The following is a 20,284-nucleotide window of genomic DNA, read 5'->3' as shown; positions in this document are numbered from 1 at the left end:
GCATAATTGTTATTGTACGACATCATTTGCTTATATTAATTTTTTTTAATAAAAACAGTGAAATCCGCGGTATAATGAAGAAAACATTAGATCGAGGTTACTAATTTATGACCATATCGTTAATTGATGCCCATATTCATTTGGATAAATATCCAAAACAGTCCATAGCAAATATAACCAAATCTTTATTAAGTTCTAATATGGATTCAGTCATTAGTGTATCGATGGATTTAGCATCTAGTAAGGACAATTTAACATTAAGCCAACAATTTCCACAACTTGTTTATGTTGCATGTGGATTTCACCCAGAGCAAAAACTGCCAGATGAGAGAGAGCAACAAGAGCTTTTAAGGTGGCTGGAGACACATATTACAGAGATGGTTGCGATTGGAGAAATTGGATTACCGTATTACACAAAAATGGAAGCGATTCAAAATGGAGAGAAGTTCGAAATTGAACCCTATATTATGTGGCTAAAAAAATTATTACAGATAGCTAAAAAATATGAGAAACCAGTGGTTCTCCATGCTGTATATGAAGATGCAGATATCGTCTGTGACCTGTTAGAGGAATACGGCATAAAGCAAGCCCATTTTCATTGGTTTAAAGGCTCTAAAGCGACACTACAAAGGATGGTACAACGTGGGTATTATATATCGTTCACACCGGATATTTTGTACGAGGAGGAAATCCAAGAGATTGCCCTTCACTATCCTATTGAACAAGTGATGCTTGAAACGGACGGGCCATGGCCATTTGAAGGTCCCTTTGCTGGACAAATGACACACCCTTCTATGATTCATGAATCCGCTTCCTTTTATGCCCAACTATGTCATAGACCACTTCATGAGGTATGTGAGCAAATTAGGCTTAATACGAAAAAATTTTACAACTTATAAATTTACTTATAACGCACAGTCAATCCTACAGAAGCAAGGATTGAAAATTGTCAGTAGATTTAATCATACAAAATAAATAAAGGACAACTGCAAACTTTCCCTTCGCAGTTGTCCTTTTAATTCCAACTCAATCGCTAACAGATTGAAATCATTAAACTACATCGTAGCCTTGATCCTCAATGGCTTCTTTAATGTCTTCAACTGAGGTTTTTGCTTCATCGAAGCTAACCTCTACTTTTTTATTAGCCAAATCCACTTTCGCTTCTGCGCCTAGGCCACTAACTGCGCCTTCAACAGATTTTACACAATGATTACAGCTCATACCTTCTACATTTAAAGTTACAGATTTCATTTTCCATTCCTCCTATACTATTTCATTAATTTATTCATTGTAGACAGTAATTCATCAATCACTTCTTCTTCACCAGCTTGAATCCGTTCAATGACACAGCTCTTCATATGTCCCTCAAGTAATAAGCGACCTACGCTGTTCAGTGCGGATTGTGCCGCTGCAATCTGATTTAGGACATCGTCACAATACGTATCCTTCTCAATCAAACCCTTAATGCCACGTATTTGCCCTTCAATCCGATTTAATCGAGAAATCAGGTTGTTTTTTACTGCCTCAGAATGATGACTATGCCTGACCTCATCTATGTGATTTTCACAATGGGTTTCAGGATTTTGTTTAAGGTTTGCCACAAGACCATCTCCCTTCTCCGCTATGTTTCACATATTCATATTATATTATACCCCCTAGGGGTATGTAAAGAGGTAAAAAAATACCTCTGCGCTCTTAAGCAACAAAGGTATTTTTCTCATCATTAAGGAAGATTATAGCCCCAAATCATCGCAAATAATGTTCCGAAAATCGTAACTAATGCCACAAACATAGCATAAGCAATATTCACATACAACGTTCCTCTGGATCTATTCTCGCTAATGTGCATGAATAAAAATAACTGAACACCCATTTGTACCATTGCACATACTAACAAAATGACCAGGCCCCACGTATAGGACAAATCACCAAACACAGCCAGCAGTGCAACCGCAGAAAGGATCAACGAGAACACATAACCCATTACATGTTGAAGCGGGAAAAGTTTCTTCATGTCACATCAGTCCTTTCAGGTAAACAAAGCTAAAAATAAAGATCCAAACAACATCAAGGAAGTGCCAATACAGAGAAAAAATAAATGTCTTATTCGCGGTTACAGGATTGAATCCACGACTACGAATTTGTATTAATAGTGCAAGGCCCCATAATACGCCCATCGTAACGTGCAAACCGTGTGTACCAAGCAGCACAAACAAGCTGGATAAAAACGCACTTGTCTGAAGCGTAGCACCTTCATGTACATACGTCACGAACTCATAAATCTCAATACCTAGGAAGCCAAGACCAAGCAACAACGTGATGACCAAGAAAGTCATTGCTGCCTTTTTCATGTTATGTCTCATACTATTAATAACCAAGCCACAAGTGAAACTACTTGTTAGAAGCAAGAAAGTTTCAAGCAAAACAGGCGTGATCTCAAATATATCCTTACCCGCTGGGCCACTACCTGTACGATTCCAAAGGGTAAAATATACGGCAAACAAAGTAGCGAACAACGCAATTTCTGCGCCAAGGAATAACCAAAATCCAAGAATTTTGTTGCTATTATCCTCTGTGCTATATTCTAGCGGTAGCGTATGATCTACTTTCATGCGTTTTCACCCCGCAATCGTTCTTCAGTTTCTCTAATTTTCTTAACAGGAATATGATGACCATGGTCCTTCTCAAATGATCTTATTGCTAACATCACTACAATACCGATCGTGGATACAACAACCGCAGGCCACCAGCTAAATACCATCCCGAAGCCCCAAACAAAGAATATCGCAGATAAAATAATCGGTTGACCGCTATTGTTTGGCATATGAATTTCTTCAAGCTCGCCTTCGTATAGCTGTTTACCACCTTTTTTCTGCTCCCAGAATGGATCAAGCCCCTCCACCTTAGGAACAATGGCAAAGTTATACTCAGGGACAGGACTATGTGTACTCCACTCAAGTGTACGTGCGTTCCAAGGATCTCCAGTCTTGTCTCTTGGTGCGTAACGGAAACTCCAGTAAATATTGTACACAAGAATCATAAATCCAATCAGCAAGCCTACAGAACCAATAGATGCGATCAAATTGAGCGGACCAAAGCCTGTACTTGCAGAATAGGTATACATCCGTCGTGTCATCCCATTTAGACCTAAGAAGAATAACGGCAAGAACGTAACGTTAAAGCTGATTGCAATCGTCCAGAACGCAGCCTTACCTTGCTTCTCATTAAGACGGAACCCAAACAATTTAGGGAACCAGTAGTAGAAGCCTGCAATTACTGCAAATACGGTACCTGGAATTAATACATAGTGGAAGTGGGCAACCAAGAACATCGTATTATGATATTGGTAATCCGCACTTGCCATCGCAAGCATTACCCCTGTTACTCCACCGATGGTGAAAATCGGGATAAATGCTAAAGAGTATAACATTGGCGTCGTAAACTCTATTCGCCCTTTTCGCAGCGTAAAGAGCCAGTTAAATATTTTCACACCGGTTGGAACAGCAATCGCCATCGTTGTAATGGAGAAGAAGCCATTCACTGTAGCGCCATGTCCCATTGTATAGAAGTGATGCGCCCATACAAGGAAGGATAATATGGAAATTACAACCATACTAAATACCATGGATTTATAACCGTATAGGTTTTTTCGTGAGAATGTAGCGATAATTTCGCTGTAAATACCGAAGGCAGGTAAAACTACAATGTATACCTCAGGGTGCCCCCATACCCAGAACAGGTTGGCCCAGAGCATATCCATCCCGCCATTGGCCATCGTAAAGAACTGAGAGCCAAATAGCCGGTCAAAGGCCATTAAGGCTAATGCCACCGTTAATACAGGGAAAGCAAACAAAATAATGACGGAGGTGATTAAAATAGACCAAGTAAACATTGGCATTTTCATCAATGTCATACCAGGTGCGCGCATTTTCAAAATTGTAACGATAAAGTTAACACCTGTTAGTAACGTACCAATCCCAGAAATCTGCAATGCAATCGCATAGTAGTTATTTCCGACAGATGGACTAAATTCTAGGCTCGCAAGTGGGAAATACGCGGTCCAACCTGCATCTGGTGAGCCACCTATTACAAACGAAATGTTAAATAACATTGCGCCTACAAAAAACAACCAGAAGCTTACTGCATTTAAACGTGGAAATGCAACGTCTCTCGCCCCAATTTGCAAAGGCACTACAACGTTCATTAAACCGATAACAAATGGCATCGCCATAAACAAAATCATGACTACACCATGTGTTGTAAATATTTCATTATAATGCTGTGCATTTAACAATCCGTTTTCAGGAACTGCTAGCTGTGCTCTCATAAGGATGGCATCTGCGCCGCCTCGGAATAGCATAATTAATGCACTAATAATATACATGATACCGATCTTTTTATGGTCTACAGTCGTTAACCATTCACGCCAGAGATAACCCCATTTTTTAAAATAGGTTAAACCAATAACGATGGCTAAAGACACAATCAAAATACTAATTTGAGCGCCATAAATCATCGGTTCTCCAGTGACGAGCAATTCGTCCCATTTCATATGATGCTAACCCCCTTCACACTATTTTTTATCTGATGAGCCAACTTCGCTATGATCATGACCCTCATTATGGCTACCATTATGATCAGAATCATGTTGTCCGTTGGTATTTATTTGATCGTCTTTATGCTCCATATCAGAGTGATCCATGTCCATATCGGAATGATCTTTGGAATCATTGTCTCCTGTATGAGATGAATCCCCACCATGGTTATGACCGCCATATTCACCTTCAGGTGGTGGCATAAAGCTTAAATGCGTAGAAGAGTAAGTCTTCCGTCCAACATGCTCAGACTCTAACAGCATTTTAAACTCTTGTTCTGTTAACTCAGAAGCGGTTTGCTTTACTTCCTTAACCCACTCATCATATTTTTCAGGGGTCAAAGCAAGTGCCTCAAATTCCATATCTGCAAATCCTCGTCCAGAGAAGTTCGCATTTTTCCCCATAAACGATCCAGCATTTTCAGCTACTAAATTCAGCTTATTAACCATATCGCTCATGGCATATTTTTGACCACCAAGCTGTGGAATCCAGAAGCTTGTAATCGGACCATACGAATAAAGTCTGAACTCAACTGCACGGTGTGTTGGGATATTGACATAGTTTACAGTCTCAATCCCTTCCTCTGGATAACTAAAATGCCATTTCCAGTTGGAGGATGCTGCATAAATGACCAATGGCTTTTGATCCTCATATCCAGCTGGTACGTTTTCCACCGCATAGGTACTCCGCAATGTAACAACGGATAAAAACGCAACAATAATGACAGGAATTGTAATCCAAATAATCTCCAGCCACTTGTTCCCCTCTTCATGTGGTGGTTCATAATCTGGTGCTGCCTTAGATGCACGATATTTAGTGAGAAACACAACAAATAAAATGTACACAACCAGCAAAATACCCGCCATTATCAAAATAGACATGATAATAACGTCTGATTGAGTTTTGGCAACCGGACCTTGCGGATTTAATACGGCTAGCGAATTACAACCGGTCAGGAGCACAAGAAGTGCTGAAAAAATAGCCAGCAGCTTTTTCATAAGATACCGATACCCCTTTCTCCATTTAACAAACATCAATTTTTAATCTTTTTGCATGTTTATTATTATTTAGCTAAAATCTATGTTATGAAAGCCTTTAAATAAATTCAAAGCATAGAGAAAGTAAATTATGTAATTTAATTCCATTTATTATACCTCAACTCGTACCCTTTTGTCACTTTTCCCTCAAATTCAGCGATTTAAGCCCAAATACAGCCAAATAACCCGATTTCGAAATTTGTTCACAATTAAGCTTTTTATTTAATAAATTCATTAAATTGTCATATAAAAACTATATTACGTGATTTTTATCACTTGAAAAATGAAAAACCCCAATTTTCAACCTTTAAAATTAAGGCTAAAAATCAGGATTTTTCCATTGAAATGCATTTAATTTTAATTAATTAGTGAATCATTTAATGAGATTGGTTTTGTTCTCTTGGATGATAAGAATAAAATATATCCCTATTCTCCTCTTCAGCATAAAAAATAAATTTATCGTTGTTCCAATATCTCGGCACTAATACATTTCCATCCTGCTGTGTATAATCCGCCATCGAAACCGTCTTGTTGTTAACCAAATCGATAATAAGCAGGTCTCCACGTTGATGTTCAAGGCTTATATTTACCGCAGCGTAACGTTGTTCCTCATTAATTTGTAATAATACAGTTTGACCTGTTCCACTCCCTTGCCATATCGTATACTCCTTGAATATTTTTTCCTTTAAATCATAGTCAAACAATACGATCTTTGTATCTTTTCCTGCAGTTCTAGTCAATGCAAAAAATAAATGTTGTTGTTTCTCGTTGTATTGCAGACTAGTAACTGCCCCATTTGTCCACCCTTGCTGTTGTGGAATGTGATCGTGTAGGAGTAATAATGACTTCTCCTTAGGCTTTTCGTTACTATTAGACGACACAACTTTATCCTCGCCTGGTGCATATTTTGTTAAGTAGATACCATCCTTTTGATCCGTAATCTCTAGCCAACCTAGGGATTGTAATGCACTAATTTTATAGCCCGTTGGCGTATCCACGACCGTATATCGTTGTTTATCAATCTCATAATAAGGATCAGCGTTAGCTAAATAGGTGTCGGCATCTACAATCGTTTTTGCTCCCTGCTGAATAGTTTCATTAATGTGATAACCGATTTGTCTTGGATTTGTACCCTTTAAATAGCCAGGATCAAAGTTAAAAAATGAATGAGCCAATTCTTCATCCCGATAAATCAAAGCTGCAATGGAATTACCTACAATATCACCTGGGGCAAGCTTCACTGTAGATAGCTCTAATCTTGTTAGCTTCCGCCACGTCTCATTGGTATGAAAAACCTTATATACATATAATCGATTATCTTCATTACTCCAGACAGGCTGATCTAGTGTATATCTTGCTTGTTGCTTACCTTCCATGTATTCGCCAGTATTAGGGTCATAAGCATAATCCATAAGCTGATTTGAAGTAATTTGCTTTTTCGTTTTAAAATTGGAATCGGCAATCCATAAATTTTGCACCTCTGGCTCACCCTCTGATTTGATATAAGCCACGTAATCTCCATCATTAGAAACAGCAGGGTTTTGCCCAGAATCAAGCACCTTTTCTTCCTTCGTATTTAAATTTAAGTAAATGATTTGATGATTACGTTCGAAAAATATCCCCTCTTGCCCTGCTACATAGTTAGGAGATTTCCCTGTCGTTATTTTTTTCCACTGCCTATCTGCTAAAGTCATACTAATAATTTCATTACTATTATTTCCGTTGCTAACGAATAACAGTTCCTGTCCATCCGCGGACCAAGTAGGGGATTCTAACTTCCCTAAGCCCTTACCTTGCTTAATTAATAATTCTGATTGACGGTCTTTTGTAGAATAAAGATACAACTCATCTTGCTGGACATAGACTAGCTGCTCCCCATTAGGCGATACTCTAACGTAATTAATGTTACCCTCGATTAGCTTTGCCAGTTTATTCTCGTTTAATTGATATAAGCCTTTTTCCTTCATAGGTAAGTATAAAATTCCGTTATATTCCGCCATACCTTCACTTTTTTCATTCCCTAACTGCTCATGAATGGAATATTGTTCGAATAAGTGTAAAGATGAGGCAAGCACATGATTGTCTTGTTCCTTCATTGTCCATATGAAAGTAAGTAGAATACTAGCCGCGGCAACAACCGCCAGACCCCATTTCCAGTAATATCTACGCTGGCGGGTACGCTGATATTCATTCTGCCTTCTCCCATGCGAAGGAGTAGCCTCATCAATTAGCTCATTCTCATGGAGAAGATCAACGTCTACTTTTCCTATATTTTCTTCACTCAACAAGCTAGCTCGCAGGGAACGCTTAAACTCCGGATTAACAGGTAAGCTATGCTTCAGCTGTTCAACGATCTCCTTCCAGGCTTGATCCTCACGCATGGTTGGCACCTCCCATACAACGATGGATAAAAATTAACATTTTCTGTTTAATTCGATGCGACTTCATCTTAAGCCAATCTTCTTGCTTATGAGTCATTTCGCTAATTTCTGAATATTTTAAGCCCACAATATATTTAAGATTAATAATTTCTTTTTCCTGTGGGTTTAACTTGGATAGGCTTTGCTCTAGGCACTCCTGCTTGTTATCATTCGAATTTCCCACATCCAAAACAATTTCACCATAACCAAAGACTTCTGGATCATGCCCATAAGGAACTTCCTTCTTTTTACGATAATAATCAATGACCGTATTGCGACTAATCGTCATCAGCCATGCCTTTTGTTGGTCAAGCTCAATGTCACCTACAACATCAAACCGCTGAAAGGCTTTACGAAAAATGTCACCCACTAAATCCTCAGCTACCCACCTATTCCCGACCTTAAAAAGCACATATCTGTATACATCATCAAACAATGTGTCATACATGAAAGCAAACTGCTCATGCATTGTAATCTCCCCCCTCACAATGATACAACCGAATGAAGGTGTAAAAAGTATCAAAAAAAACATAGAATTCTTTTAGCCCAACTCCACTAAAGAATCCTATGTTTATTTTAAGACTAAGCCCAAGAGCCTAGCATATTTTACGACATACTGTCTTAATTACAGTAATCTTTGACGAAGCTCTTCTGGAGAATATGGTGACATTAAACCAAATGGAATATCAAACACCGTTCTAGCTCCAGACTCCCCTTTTGCAGATAGCTTGTACACTGCACGCGCATAAGCTACAAGCACACTTGCCGTAAATTCAGGGTTACTGTCCAGCTTTAATCCAAATTCAAAGATTTGAGTACTGTTTTCACCTGTGTGTCCACTTCTTAAAACCATACCACCATGTGGCATTGTGCCATGATTTGCTTTTAACTCTTCCTCGCTAATGAAATGAACCACTGTGTCATAATCTGCAAAGTAGTTTGGCATGTTTTTAATCTCAGCTTCAATTTTTGCAGTATCTGCACCTTCATGTGCAACAACAAAACATTCACGCAAATGTTTTTCTCTTGTAGATAACTCTGGGTTTTCACCATTACGTACACGTTCAACAGCAGCATCTACTGGAATCGTGTACTGTACGCCATTCTTCACACCTTCCACGCGACGAATTGCATCTGAATGACCTTGGCTTACCCCTTTACCCCAAAACGTATATTCTTTACCTTCAGGAAGCACATTTTCTGCTAACAAACGATTTAATGAGAACAATCCTGGATCCCATCCGGTTGAAATTACACTTACATTGCCACCTTTAACTGCGGCTGCGTTTACTTGCTCGAAGTATTCTGGAATTTTAGCATGTGTATCAAAGCTATCCACTGTGTTAAATAATGCAGACAATTCCGGCCCTTGCTCAGGAAGGTCTGTAGCGGAACCTCCACATAGGATTAACACATCGATATCGCCCTTATACTTCTCAATCTCAGAAATATGAACAACACCTTGAGATGCTGCCACTTGATCTGGATTTCTTCTAGAAAAAATCGCGCGCAGTTCAAAATCAGGATTTTGTTTGAGTGCTTTTTCTACGCCGCGACCCAAATTCCCGTAACCTACGATACCTACTTTGATGTTTGTTGCCACTTAAAATTCCTCCTTCAGTATATGTCTTTACTATTTTATACTAACCAAGACATTTTTTAAATAACTAGGGTCTGATTGAAGGTTATTTTCCAATTTGGATTTGTTTGCATAAAAGTAATGATGGACATCCTACCCTAGACAAGCTATTCTATTTAATCTACAACTAAATAAATTAAAGAAACTAAAGAAAAGGGGATTACTATGTTTTTTATGAAGAAACAATTAACTGCTGTTGTTATATTTATACTTGGACTATTTTTATTTACAACTGGAGCGAGTGCGCATGTTACAGTAAAGCCAGCAACTTCAACCACAAATACATGGGAGACATACACTGTTACTGTACCCGTCGAAAAGGAGGTTGCCACAACAAAAGTGACTGTCCAAATACCAAATGGTGTGCAACTTGAGCTAACCCGTTCTATGCCAGAGTGGAGCGCTACAATTAGCAAGGATGAAAAAAATCAACAAGTAAGCACCATCACATGGGAAGCAAAAAAGGATGGCATTCAGCCCGGTGAATTTGAAAAATTCGAGTTTATCGCTAAAAACCCTGACAAAGCATCAACGATAGCTTGGAATGCGATTCAATATTATAGTGATGGCACAACTGTCAGCTGGACGGGTGGGGCAGGATCGGCAACCCCTTATTCTATAACTACAATTTCTACAGCTAATCAATCTAATAATGTCTCAGACACAAATACAGATCATAATCATTCCCATAGTGAACATCATGGCGATAGTACTGATAAAGTCACTTCTTCAAGTAATGTAGAAAAAGAAGCTTCTTCATCAGTATCCCCCTGGATCAGTATTATATTATCGGCAGGCGCACTACTTCTTTCTTTCATCGCGTTATGGGTTGGGTTACGCCGTTCAAAATAAGAAATTGCATATGTATAAAACAAGCCAGCAGAGTGAACGCTTTAGAAAATAGCGAGCTACCTACTGGCTTTTCGTTTCTATATTTTAATATAAATTTTTGAATTGTTGATTTAACCATTTTGCCTCAGTTAATGCTTTGCTATCATACTTCATATCCCCTGGCTTACTCGCTTTACCAATGACATATCCTGCAAGCTCCATACCTACAAATTGAAATGTATATTTCAACTGCTGAATTAAAGGTAATGCCTTTACTCTAGGATCATCCCCACCTGCGACAAGGACATAAGCCTTTTTTTGCGATAACAACGCTTTAAAATCATAACGAGGGTCACGTAAGCTTTGCGACCAACGATCAATAAAGTTTTTAAGCAGTCCTGAGACAGTATACCAATACACAGGCGTTACAAATACTAACGTATCATGCTTAAGAACCTCGCTGATTACTGCATCATAATCATCATCTACGGGATCAAATCCTCCCTCTGCATGGCGCTGATCGTGGATGGGCAAAATATTTTTTTCTCTAAGTATAATTTTTTCATGTGGCACTCCTTCTAAAGTAACCTCCGCCAATGCTTCTGTATTTCCATCCTCTCTTGAACTACCATAAATGACTGCAATACTCATTTCAGTCCCACGTCCTTCCTATTTTTCACTGCAAAAACCCAAAATATTAGATCAACCTAAAATATTTTATCAAATGATCCATCCCCGACCTGCAAAGTAACTCCCTCCTCGACTATAGTCCAGTTTAAAAACCATCTCTAGTCCGTTCTGTAAAAAAAGATTACTAGCTACAATAAGTACATAAGGAAAACACTTTACAGTGTAGACGACCATTTAAACAATTAATTTTAAAATAAATAAAAACGAAAGTGAGTGTTGGCGATGAAAAGATTTTACCGTTCTGCAAGGGATAAACAAATTTCAGGCTTGTGTGGAGGAATTGCTCAGTATTTTAATGTGGATGCTACCTTTGTTCGTTTAATTGCCCTTGTATTTGCTTTAATGAGCTTTGGCACATTTATTTTCTTGTACATTGCAGCAACATTAGTTGTACCAAAGGAACCCATTAATCACTGGTCACATCCTGAATTTGATGATCCCTTCATGAACTAATTGAACTAATTGATAAAATCTAAATATAAAGGAGAAACACACTATGAGTATTTTACAACGATTATCTAATCTTACCAAAGCAAGCATCCATGAAGTTTTAGACAAATTAGAAGATCCTGTAATGATGACAGGTCAATATTTAAGAAATCATGAGCAAGAAATTCAAAAGGCAGAAGCAAGTCTAAAGCAATTACAAATTCGCTTGCAGGTTCAAGAACGTCAGCTTGCCGACGCTAAAAATTCAAGTGAAAAACAAGAGCTTGCTGCCTTAGCAGCACTTGAAGCAGGCAACGAGGAGCAAGCACGCATTTTAGCAGCATCTAAAATAGCCTATGAAGAGAAGGTACAACAATATACCTCAGCGATCCAATTTACGCAGGAAGGAATTGCTGAACTAGAAATTCATTTAGCTAATGCAAAGGAAGAATTGATTTCGCTAAAGGAAAAACGCAAAGAGCTTGCTGCACGTGCACGTAAAGTCGATGAGCAAACGGCTAAACAGACAGATCAACCTAGCTTTAGCTACGGTATTCATCAAGGTGAGGCAGCAAGAGGCTTCTACCGTATGGAGGAAAAAATTGAAGAGCTGGAGGCTGAACGTCAGGTTATGGGTTATCATCATGCGACATCGTATACTGAGCCATCTCCAGCCCAAAGCTTAGCCGTAAATGATGAAATCGAACGCCTGAAGGAAAAGCTCAATAAATAATTAAGAAGGGCAACACCCATTGGAGTAATCCACTAGTGTTGCCCTTCCACTTTTTATAATGTCGTACTTAAAAGGTTTAAGTTGTTCTTACCTCAGATATCCCTAACTTATTTTCCGTCTTTACCTGCCTTAAATAATTCTCCGATGGCACCAAGGCTACCTAGTGTTTCAATTGCATTGGACGGAATAAATACTTTATTCGCAGGGCCCTTAGCCACTTCTTGTAATGCTTCAAAGGAACGATAAGCAAGCACTCGCTCATCAAGACCAGCATTCACCAATAACTGAATCCGGTTTTTCTCTGCTTCCGCAATCGCTTGGATTGCCGCAGCTTCCCCTAATGCTTCTAGCTCTTGAGCTTGACGGAAACCTTCCGCTTCACGAATACGAGCTTCCTTGTCCCCTTCTGCCTTCAAGATCTTACTTTGCTTATCCCCTTCAGAACGCAAAATCATATCTTGTTTGGCTGCTTCTGCTTCAAGAACAATCGCACGTTTATTACGCTCAGCCTTCATTTGCTTATCCATCGCTTCTTGGATATCAATTGGTGGCTTAATATCAATAACTTCTACACGCTCAATCCGAACGCCCCATTTTTCAGTTGCTTCGTCCAGCGCAATACGAATTTCAGTAGAAATCTTTTCACGACCAGATAATGTCTCATCCAATTCAAGCTTACCGATAATTTGACGCATCGTTGCTGTAGAAATGTTACGTACACCATATACATAGTCAGAAATACCGTATGTTGCTTCTTCTGGACCTACCACTTGATAAAAGATAATCGTATCGATTTGTACCTGAACGTTATCTTTTGTAATAACGGTTTGTGGAGGTACGTTTGCTTGTTGAATTCTAAGGTCGTGATACACCCGAACATGGTCAAAAAACGGAATCAAAATGTTAAGACCTGGTTTAAGCAATCTGTGGAATTTACCTAATCTTTCCACTACCCCCACCCGTTGTTGAGGTACAATCTTTACCGTTAATGAAATAAAGACGATTACGACTAAAATAATCGCTACTGCTACAATAAGTTCTATCAAATTATTTCCTCCCATCTTTGTACTTCAATTATTGTACTACTACGATGAACTACTCGCACAAATTGATCTTTACCAATCGCTTGCGTTGATGTTGCACTCCACGTATCTCCGCCAACCTTTACGATCCCATACCCACCTTGTGGAATGGCTTCAATTGTAATACCCTGCTTTCCTATCAATTCAGTTCCTTCATCCTTAAAGCCTTGTGAGGTACGCAGCCTTTGAGAAAGGGGTTTCGTAAACATCGTTAAGATTAATGAAATAATGGCAGCAATCCCAATTTGTAATAAGTACGCTTCAGGCAACACGAGTGCAATGAATAATGCAACTAATGAACCGATACTGATCCAGAGCAGATAAAATGTTAACGTCATCATTTCAACAAGCAGCAATACAGCAACAACAATTAGCCAAATGACCCAAGTGTCCATCTCTGATATCCATGACATCATCCTAATATATACACCACCTTTTATATCTTTTAATCAATGAAATTGATTTCGTTATTCTTATTATACGGAGAACCTAATGAAAAGTATCAAAAAGTTTTCAAATTATATCTGTTTGTTCTGTTTATAGTATATTTTAATTTAATCAACCTATGAGTTAAAAATTTTTTTATTAAAAAAAGTCCAGCTAATATATCAACTAGCTGGACTCTAATACTTTCTAAATGAATTCAATTATTGCTGCCAATCAACCACGATTGTGCCTACCCCGTTAGCTGGCGTTGTATAACTGTGGTTACTGCCGTTTTCCCAAGTTAGTGTTGTACCATTACGCTTAACAAACTTGAATTGTAGTTCGGTTCCAGCCGGTACACTCACATCATAATACCACGATGGATAAGTTGTAATAATCTGATTAAAGAAAGGACCGATAAGCTTATCTGGATTCCAATTACCAAGCTCAGCAACATTTCCTGTTAAATAAACATTTTCGCCAAAAGCAGTTTGAGCATTATTCACAATGAAGCGGACGCTTACTTGATCTGCGGTTAACAGATTAAAGCTTCCATAACTATTGCTATTCAAGGAATTTGCAGTGCTCACCTTGATATTTTGAGGGCCCGGTGTAGCTTGGGGAACGATAACTTCAATCTGAGAATCCTCCCAAGCTAAGATTTCATTATCGGTCACTGCTGTAGTGCCAAAATAGACTTTACCTTTTGAATTACCAAAACCACGTCCATCAATCGTCAACTTTGTACCCACTTTTCCGAGGTCTGATCCGATGTTACCAATGATTGGGGTCGCCTGATCACCACTGTATTGCCATACTGCAGTAGATCCTGCAGGCAGGTTAAAGGCGGTAACCGTCCCCGTGGCCCCTACTGTTATATTGTTGCCATTTAGCATTCCATCTAGTTCATCTTTATAATTACCAGCAGGAAGCGAGGTTTGCAAGCCTGATACCGCAGCTGCAGTTGTTGCACTACGATTAATAGCAATGAGCGCTGTACTGTTACCAAAATTACGCTCATAAATGTAAACATCATTGTTAATCCACCGCTCCTTGGTCGTACCATAGGCGAGAGCAGGATTGGACTTTCTAAGTGGAGCTAGCTTGCCAATAATTTTATAGGCTGGAGTATCTGTAGCATAGCTGGTCATAAAGGCACGGTTGTTGGGATCGCCATTGCCTGTCATATATTGCTCTGTTCCGTAATAAATCGCTGGCACACCACGTGATGTGAGCGTGAAGGCTAACGCCTGCTCTAAACGACGATCATTATTACCAAGCTTAAAGCGGTCCATATCATGATTATCAATGAAGGTGACTTGATCATTAATATGCATATAGTCTTCTTGCGTTTCGGTGAGCATATTATTCAAGCCGTACATATTATCCGTATTGTCACGGAACACCTGTCGAACCTTCTGCCCGAAGCTAAAATCTAGCAAGCTCATACCAGATTCATTAGCGAACTTAACATTATTCAAATCATGCTCACCAACGCCAAGGAACCATTCACCAAACGTAAATACTGGATTGTACCCCGCAATGTAAGCCATCCAATTTTTTTGCCATCCAGCAGGCATATGCTTGACTGCATCTACCCGAATCCCATCTATGCCCATATCGAGCCATTTTTTAATTGCATCTTTAAAGTACGCATCTGTTTTGTTGTTGTGATGATTAATATCTGCTAGGTCATACAGATTACGATAGATCCCATCCTCCAGTGAGGAGAAATTTGTTCCTTTATTGTGATGAAAAATACCTTCTGTATCCCCTGTATATCCTGCAATCAGATTACCATCGTCATACAGCTTTCCGTTTTCTGCAAAGGATGGTTGCGTCTCAGAGGCGGGTGAGGTATGGTTTGGAGCAAAATCTATAATAATCTTGATGTTTTGTGCATGTGCAGTATCGATGAGCTTCTGAAAGTCGGCCATGCTACCAAATGCCGGATTGGTTCGCTTAAAATCACGAGCCCAGTAGCCATGATAGGCGGTGCTGTTTACACCTGAGTAGTTAATGACACTATAAATATTTTCAACTGGTTGGGAAATCCATAACGCACTAATGCCCATTCCTGAAAAATAGCCATCATTAATTTTATTAATGATTCCGCGCCAGTCCCCACCATGATATAACTTCAAGTCCGAATGTGTGGGGGAATAGGCATTCCCAGTTGGATTGTTAGATGGGTCTCCATCAGCAAACCGATCCGTTACGATCTGATAAATCACATCTGTGGAAAAACCTTGCTTATTAAGAACTGAGGTGTCAGGTGCCGCACTTACCGATGGAACGGTGATGACTGGATTAAGCCACAATGCAAGGAGAAAAATAAAGGTACTCATTGACATGAATGATTTTTTAAACATTTGTTTCATGGATCAAGCCGCCTCTCAAGGTTTTTATACTTTTTTCAAGTGAAATTCCCCTAGATGACAAGCCAAGCCAAAAGCCAAATTTTTAGATAAAGCGATACACCTCCTTTCTACTGGATTATTTAGAATTCACATACTGAGGGCTATCCTTTACTTGCTCCCGAAGTTAAGCCATCAACAAGCAAACGCTGTAAAAACATAAATAAAATTGTGATTGGCACAGCTATTAAGACCGCACCCGCAGCAAACATCGTAAAATGAGAGTTTTGGTTTTCCCTCACCATATCCCACATGCCTACCGCAACAGTCCAATTTTCCTTACTTCGGAGTACTAATTTAGCAAAAATAAAATCTACCCATGGACCCACAAATTGGGTCAGAGCAAGGTAAGTAATAATTGGCTTTGATAAAGGCAATACAACCGAAGAAAAAATTTTAAAATTACTTGCTCCATCCATTCTTGCTGCTTCATCTAATGAACGTGGAATGGTATCAAAAAAGCCTTTAGCAATTAATGTGCCTCCAAGCGGGGCTCCAGCAGCATACACCAAAACGAGTGCAAGATGTGTATCAAGTAAGTTTAATTCCTTGAGTAACAAATAAATGGCAATCATGCTCATAAATCCAGGGAACATTCCTAATATTAATATTGTCGATAACACAGCTCTCCGGCCACGAAAACGAAAACGTGAAACGGCATAACTCGTTAGCATGATTAATATAACGCCTAACAGCATCGATAATATGGATACTTTGATGGTGTTCATATACCACGTACCATACAAAATCGTATCAGACGTAAATAAATCGCGATAATGCTCTAATGTAAAACTTTCAGGAATAAGTGACTTGCTATACAATGAGCGCCCTTGCCTTACTGATCCTAAAACAATCCACAAGGCAGGATAGATCGCAATGACTGACAATATAACTAAAGTGATATAACTAAGAGAGAGACGAGCTTTCGTTTTTAGCTTTCTTATGTTCATTGGATCATATCCTCCTCTTTAAATGACTTGGTTCGGCGATAATTGTAAATCGAAAACGATGCGATAAGGAGGAAAATAATGATGCCAATTGCGGAAGCCATATTGTATCTGTTTTGACTCAGCGTCAGCTTATATAGCCAAGTGACAAGCAAGTCTGTTGCGCCTGCATACTGGTAATCTCCCTTTACAGGATCACCGCCGGTAAGTAAGAAGATCGCGTTAAAATTGTTGATGTTACCTGCAAATTGCATAATGAGTGTTGGAGCTGTTGTAAATAAAATCATCGGTAACGTGACAATTTTAAATTTTTGAAAGCCTGTAGCGCCATCAACCTCCGCTGCCTCATACATATCTCTTGGAATTGTGGTTAATACCCCCATAATTAACAGCATAGAAACAGGGATTCCTACCCACATGTTTACAACAATTACAGTTACTCGCGCCCAAAATTCATCAGTTAGCCACGGCAAGCCCTCTAAACCAAAGTAACGAAAATACTGATTAATTGGCCCGAATTCACCATTAAACATATTACGCATAATAAGTAATGAAATGAGCTGTGGAATCGCATAAGGCAAAATAAGAATGGTCCGCCAAAAACCTTTGAAGCGAATCCCTTTCTGATTAATAAGCAATGCGACTAACAATCCTCCAAAATAGGTGGTCACTGTAGATAAAACTGCCCATATTATTGTCCAAGTGAGTACACCATAAAAAGTATGACTCCATGTTTTAAGTGAAACTAAGCTTTTAAATGTATCAAATCCCACCCAATCCACTAACATAGCTGGCGGAATATGCTTGGGTGCAGAATAATTCGTAAATGCAAGCAAAATCATGAAGATAATTGGCATGATCGTAAAGAAAAGTATCCCAATACCTGGAACAGTTAGAAAAGTAACTGCAAATTTATAGTCCAATATATAGCGGATTGTCTCTTTAAAGTTATATGACTTCTTGCCTTCGTCTCTTTGCTTCCCAATCTTGTTGGCATCACGAATATTCATAATATAAGCTACGATGACTACAACTAAAAAAAGCAACACAATGAGACTCTGAATCATTAAAAATATGGAATGGTCACCCTCTAACCACTTTCCCTTTACAAGTCGTCTCGGAACCTCTCCAAGGGTGACTATTCCCCATATTGCTGTGGGCAGATTTCTTAACAAATAAGTAAAACTAAAAATCTCAAAAATAAAAAACAGCAATCCTTTGATGATTTGCCGATTATAGATTTGTCCAAGTCCCATGCTTAGCACTGACAAAATCGTTGCTCTCAACCGATGCCTGCTCATGCCCTCCGCTACTCCTCTCCATAAGGAATGAAGGAAATACCTGACACACAGACATAATGGCGTGGCAGGTATTCCTTGCTACCTCTTTATTTAGAAGTACTATTATTCAAATCCTTAATTTGCGTAACTGCTTTTTCCATTGCAGTTTTAGGATCTGCATTCTTATTCCATATTTCTGGTAATGCAGCATTTATAGGTGCCCATACATTTGCCATTTCTGGAATCGAAGGCATTGGCATCGAATTTTTGGCTTGTTCAGCAAAAGCTAATACATACGGATCATTTTTAATTTGATCTGATTCTAGTGCCTCAAGATTAGTAGGTATAGCTCCTACCTTTTCATTCAAAATCAATTGTGCCTCTTTGGATGAAGCAAAATTAGCAAATAGTTTAGCTGCATTAGGATATTTGGTAAATGAGTTCACAACCCACACCTTCATCCCTGAAAATGTAATTGCAGTTTTACCCTCAACAGTAGGAATCGGCGCAACACCCAATTTATCTCCTAACATTTCCTTGTATCCAGCTAGTTCCCATGGTCCATTAATGTCCATTGCTACATCACCTGAGCTAAATAAGCCTCGTTTAATATCTGGATTTATGTCTCCACTGTTAATTGGCAAAATATTTTTCAGACTTTGATAATATTTAAGTCCCTCAATTGCTCCATCATTTGCGAGACCCATGTCATCCTTATTTGTCCCGTTATCACCAAAAATGTACCCACCTGTACTTAAAACAAAGGGACCGTTAAAATACATGTTGCCTGTTTCCCACATTAATGCATATTTACCTTTACCTTTGTCATTAAAAGTTTTACTGAACTCCACAATTTCATTAAATGTTTTTGGTGGTTCAGGCAATAATGATTTGTTATAAAATAATGCGGTTGTTTCTGCTGCGCGTGGATAGCCATATAACACACCATCATAAGTGGATGCCGTAATAGAGGCTTCGGTATTGTTCTTTTTTGTCTCATCTGCAAATACATCATTGGCTAATAGCAATCCCGATACGGCCGCATTCCCCATATGATCATGCGGAATAACGAGAACATCAGCTGCTAAACCCGAGGGTGCATCTTGAGTCAACTTCCCAACCTGATCAGGGGGAGCTACCTCTTCAATTTTCACTTTAACCCCATATTTTTGTTCAAAACGCTTCACAACCTCATTGGTATAGGCTTTTTCATCCTTACTATCCCAAACAAGTAATTCTGCACCCTCCTCAGGCTTAAGGTCTTCCGCCGATTGGATGCTATCATTAGCTTGAGTCTGATTAGCTCCACTCTGATTAGTGCTTGAAGCATCAGTACTACTATTTCTACTACTCTTAACCCCACATGCTGAAATCATTGACATTAACGAGATAACAACGACTAAAACCATCAGTTTCTTCAATTTCTTCACTTTCTTCACAACTAACCCCTCCCTATTGATGATGATAGGTTAATAACTTAAAAATATAAGCGCAAACGATTGCATAAACATAGATGGTATATGTAAGCGCTTTATGTTTTGAGGATATAATACACCACCATTTTACATTACAAAAACGTTTGCATTGGTCATTTTTACCGTTTTTCATTAAAATTTCTTAAATTTCCTCTTGAAAACTAGGTTAATCGTAAATTTACTCCACTTTTTAGATTGAAAAAAATATTTTTTTGAGTTCTCTATCTATATAAAATGGCTCATTGATTACTTTTCTACTATCTTGTGCAAAGGTTTGAACTCA

Annotated in this window: 20 protein-coding genes; 4 read left to right on the top strand and 16 right to left on the bottom strand. The window is 38.8% G+C overall.

Annotated features, from left to right (window positions below):
* The first annotated feature begins 107 nt into the window (after positions 1-107).
* On the top strand, positions 108-899 hold the full coding sequence (locus ABE099_RS01715; protein WP_430026859.1) for a TatD family hydrolase: 792 nt from the start codon (positions 108-110) through the stop codon (positions 897-899).
* Between the two features lie 151 nt (positions 900-1,050).
* On the opposite strand, the gene copZ is transcribed toward ABE099_RS01715, so the two are convergent.
* The 9 genes from copZ to ABE099_RS01670 all read right to left on the bottom strand — a co-directional run bounded on the left by copZ (position 1,051) and on the right by ABE099_RS01670 (position 9,655).
* Entirely contained in the window at positions 1,051-1,251 is a 201-nt protein-coding gene (copZ, locus tag ABE099_RS01710; protein ID WP_430026858.1) for a copper chaperone CopZ, read from the bottom strand.
* 17 nt (positions 1,252-1,268) lie between these two features.
* Positions 1,269-1,601, bottom strand: coding sequence for a metal-sensitive transcriptional regulator (locus ABE099_RS01705; RefSeq protein WP_430026857.1), 333 nt, complete (start codon positions 1,599-1,601; stop codon positions 1,269-1,271).
* A gap of 122 nt (positions 1,602-1,723) precedes the next feature.
* On the bottom strand, positions 1,724-2,014 hold the full coding sequence (gene qoxD, locus ABE099_RS01700; RefSeq protein ID WP_210089705.1) for a cytochrome aa3 quinol oxidase subunit IV: 291 nt from the start codon (positions 2,012-2,014) through the stop codon (positions 1,724-1,726).
* Position 2,015: 1 nt separating this feature from the next.
* Positions 2,016-2,612: a cytochrome aa3 quinol oxidase subunit III gene (gene qoxC, locus ABE099_RS01695; protein ID WP_430026856.1), complete on the bottom strand. Its 597-nt coding sequence runs from the start codon at positions 2,610-2,612 to the stop codon at positions 2,016-2,018.
* Entirely contained in the window at positions 2,609-4,552 is a 1,944-nt protein-coding gene (qoxB, locus tag ABE099_RS01690) for a cytochrome aa3 quinol oxidase subunit I (RefSeq protein WP_430026855.1), read from the bottom strand. The genes qoxC and qoxB overlap by 4 nt, the downstream gene beginning before the upstream one ends.
* Before the next feature lie 21 nt (positions 4,553-4,573).
* Complete coding sequence (qoxA, locus tag ABE099_RS01685; RefSeq protein WP_430026854.1) at positions 4,574-5,593, bottom strand: cytochrome aa3 quinol oxidase subunit II; 1,020 nt, start codon at positions 5,591-5,593, stop codon at positions 4,574-4,576.
* 416 nt (positions 5,594-6,009) lie between these two features.
* The gene (locus tag ABE099_RS01680; protein WP_430026853.1) at positions 6,010-8,013 is read right to left on the bottom strand and encodes a TolB family protein; all 2,004 of its coding nucleotides are present in this window, start codon (positions 8,011-8,013) and stop codon (positions 6,010-6,012) included.
* Entirely contained in the window at positions 8,006-8,521 is a 516-nt protein-coding gene (locus tag ABE099_RS01675) for an RNA polymerase sigma factor (RefSeq protein ID WP_430026852.1), read from the bottom strand. Before ABE099_RS01675 ends, ABE099_RS01680 begins: the two co-directional genes overlap by 8 nt.
* 156 nt (positions 8,522-8,677) lie before the next feature.
* The gene (locus tag ABE099_RS01670) at positions 8,678-9,655 is read right to left on the bottom strand and encodes a diaminopimelate dehydrogenase (RefSeq protein WP_430026851.1); all 978 of its coding nucleotides are present in this window, start codon (positions 9,653-9,655) and stop codon (positions 8,678-8,680) included.
* A 210-nt stretch (positions 9,656-9,865) separates the two neighbouring features.
* On the opposite strand from ABE099_RS01670, the gene ABE099_RS01665 reads away from it, so the two are divergent.
* Positions 9,866-10,543, top strand: a complete 678-nt coding sequence (locus ABE099_RS01665) for a YcnI family protein (protein WP_430026850.1) — start codon at positions 9,866-9,868, stop codon at positions 10,541-10,543.
* Between the two features lie 84 nt (positions 10,544-10,627).
* Here ABE099_RS01665 and ABE099_RS01660 read toward each other — a convergent pair whose 3' ends face one another.
* A complete protein-coding gene (locus ABE099_RS01660) occupies positions 10,628-11,173 on the bottom strand; it encodes a flavodoxin family protein (protein WP_430026849.1) in 546 nt (181 codons plus the stop codon).
* 261 nt (positions 11,174-11,434) lie between these two features.
* Here ABE099_RS01660 and ABE099_RS01655 point away from each other — a divergent pair, with 261 nt between their 5' ends.
* Complete coding sequence (locus ABE099_RS01655; RefSeq protein WP_430026848.1) at positions 11,435-11,665, top strand: PspC domain-containing protein; 231 nt, start codon at positions 11,435-11,437, stop codon at positions 11,663-11,665.
* Positions 11,666-11,708: 43 nt separating this feature from the next.
* Positions 11,709-12,374, top strand: a complete 666-nt coding sequence (locus ABE099_RS01650; protein ID WP_430026847.1) for a PspA/IM30 family protein — start codon at positions 11,709-11,711, stop codon at positions 12,372-12,374.
* Positions 12,375-12,481: 107 nt separating this feature from the next.
* Here ABE099_RS01650 and ABE099_RS01645 read toward each other — a convergent pair whose 3' ends face one another.
* From ABE099_RS01645 to ABE099_RS01620, 6 genes are all read right to left on the bottom strand, one after another.
* Positions 12,482-13,435, bottom strand: coding sequence for an SPFH domain-containing protein (locus ABE099_RS01645; RefSeq protein WP_430026846.1), 954 nt, complete (start codon positions 13,433-13,435; stop codon positions 12,482-12,484).
* The gene (locus tag ABE099_RS01640; protein WP_430026845.1) at positions 13,417-13,872 is read right to left on the bottom strand and encodes an NfeD family protein; all 456 of its coding nucleotides are present in this window, start codon (positions 13,870-13,872) and stop codon (positions 13,417-13,419) included. The genes ABE099_RS01645 and ABE099_RS01640 overlap by 19 nt, the downstream gene beginning before the upstream one ends.
* 231 nt (positions 13,873-14,103) lie before the next feature.
* On the bottom strand, positions 14,104-16,263 hold the full coding sequence (locus ABE099_RS01635) for an alpha-amylase family glycosyl hydrolase (protein ID WP_430026844.1): 2,160 nt from the start codon (positions 16,261-16,263) through the stop codon (positions 14,104-14,106).
* 140 nt (positions 16,264-16,403) lie between these two features.
* Positions 16,404-17,249: a sugar ABC transporter permease gene (locus ABE099_RS01630; protein WP_430026843.1), complete on the bottom strand. Its 846-nt coding sequence runs from the start codon at positions 17,247-17,249 to the stop codon at positions 16,404-16,406.
* The gene (locus ABE099_RS01625) at positions 17,246-18,547 is read right to left on the bottom strand and encodes a carbohydrate ABC transporter permease (RefSeq protein ID WP_430026842.1); all 1,302 of its coding nucleotides are present in this window, start codon (positions 18,545-18,547) and stop codon (positions 17,246-17,248) included. The genes ABE099_RS01630 and ABE099_RS01625 overlap by 4 nt, the downstream gene beginning before the upstream one ends.
* 86 nt (positions 18,548-18,633) lie before the next feature.
* Positions 18,634-19,956 carry a sugar ABC transporter substrate-binding protein gene (locus ABE099_RS01620; protein ID WP_430026860.1) on the bottom strand — a complete coding sequence of 441 codons (1,323 nt, stop codon included), beginning with the start codon at positions 19,954-19,956 and terminating at the stop codon, positions 18,634-18,636.
* Between the last annotated feature and the right edge of the window lie 328 nt (positions 19,957-20,284).

It is taken from the genome of Paenibacillus turicensis (genome assembly GCF_050461185.1).
GTDB classification, from domain to species: Bacteria; Bacillota; Bacilli; order Paenibacillales; family Paenibacillaceae; genus Fontibacillus; species Fontibacillus turicensis_A.
This window is presented reverse-complemented; position numbering and strand designations above follow the sequence as displayed.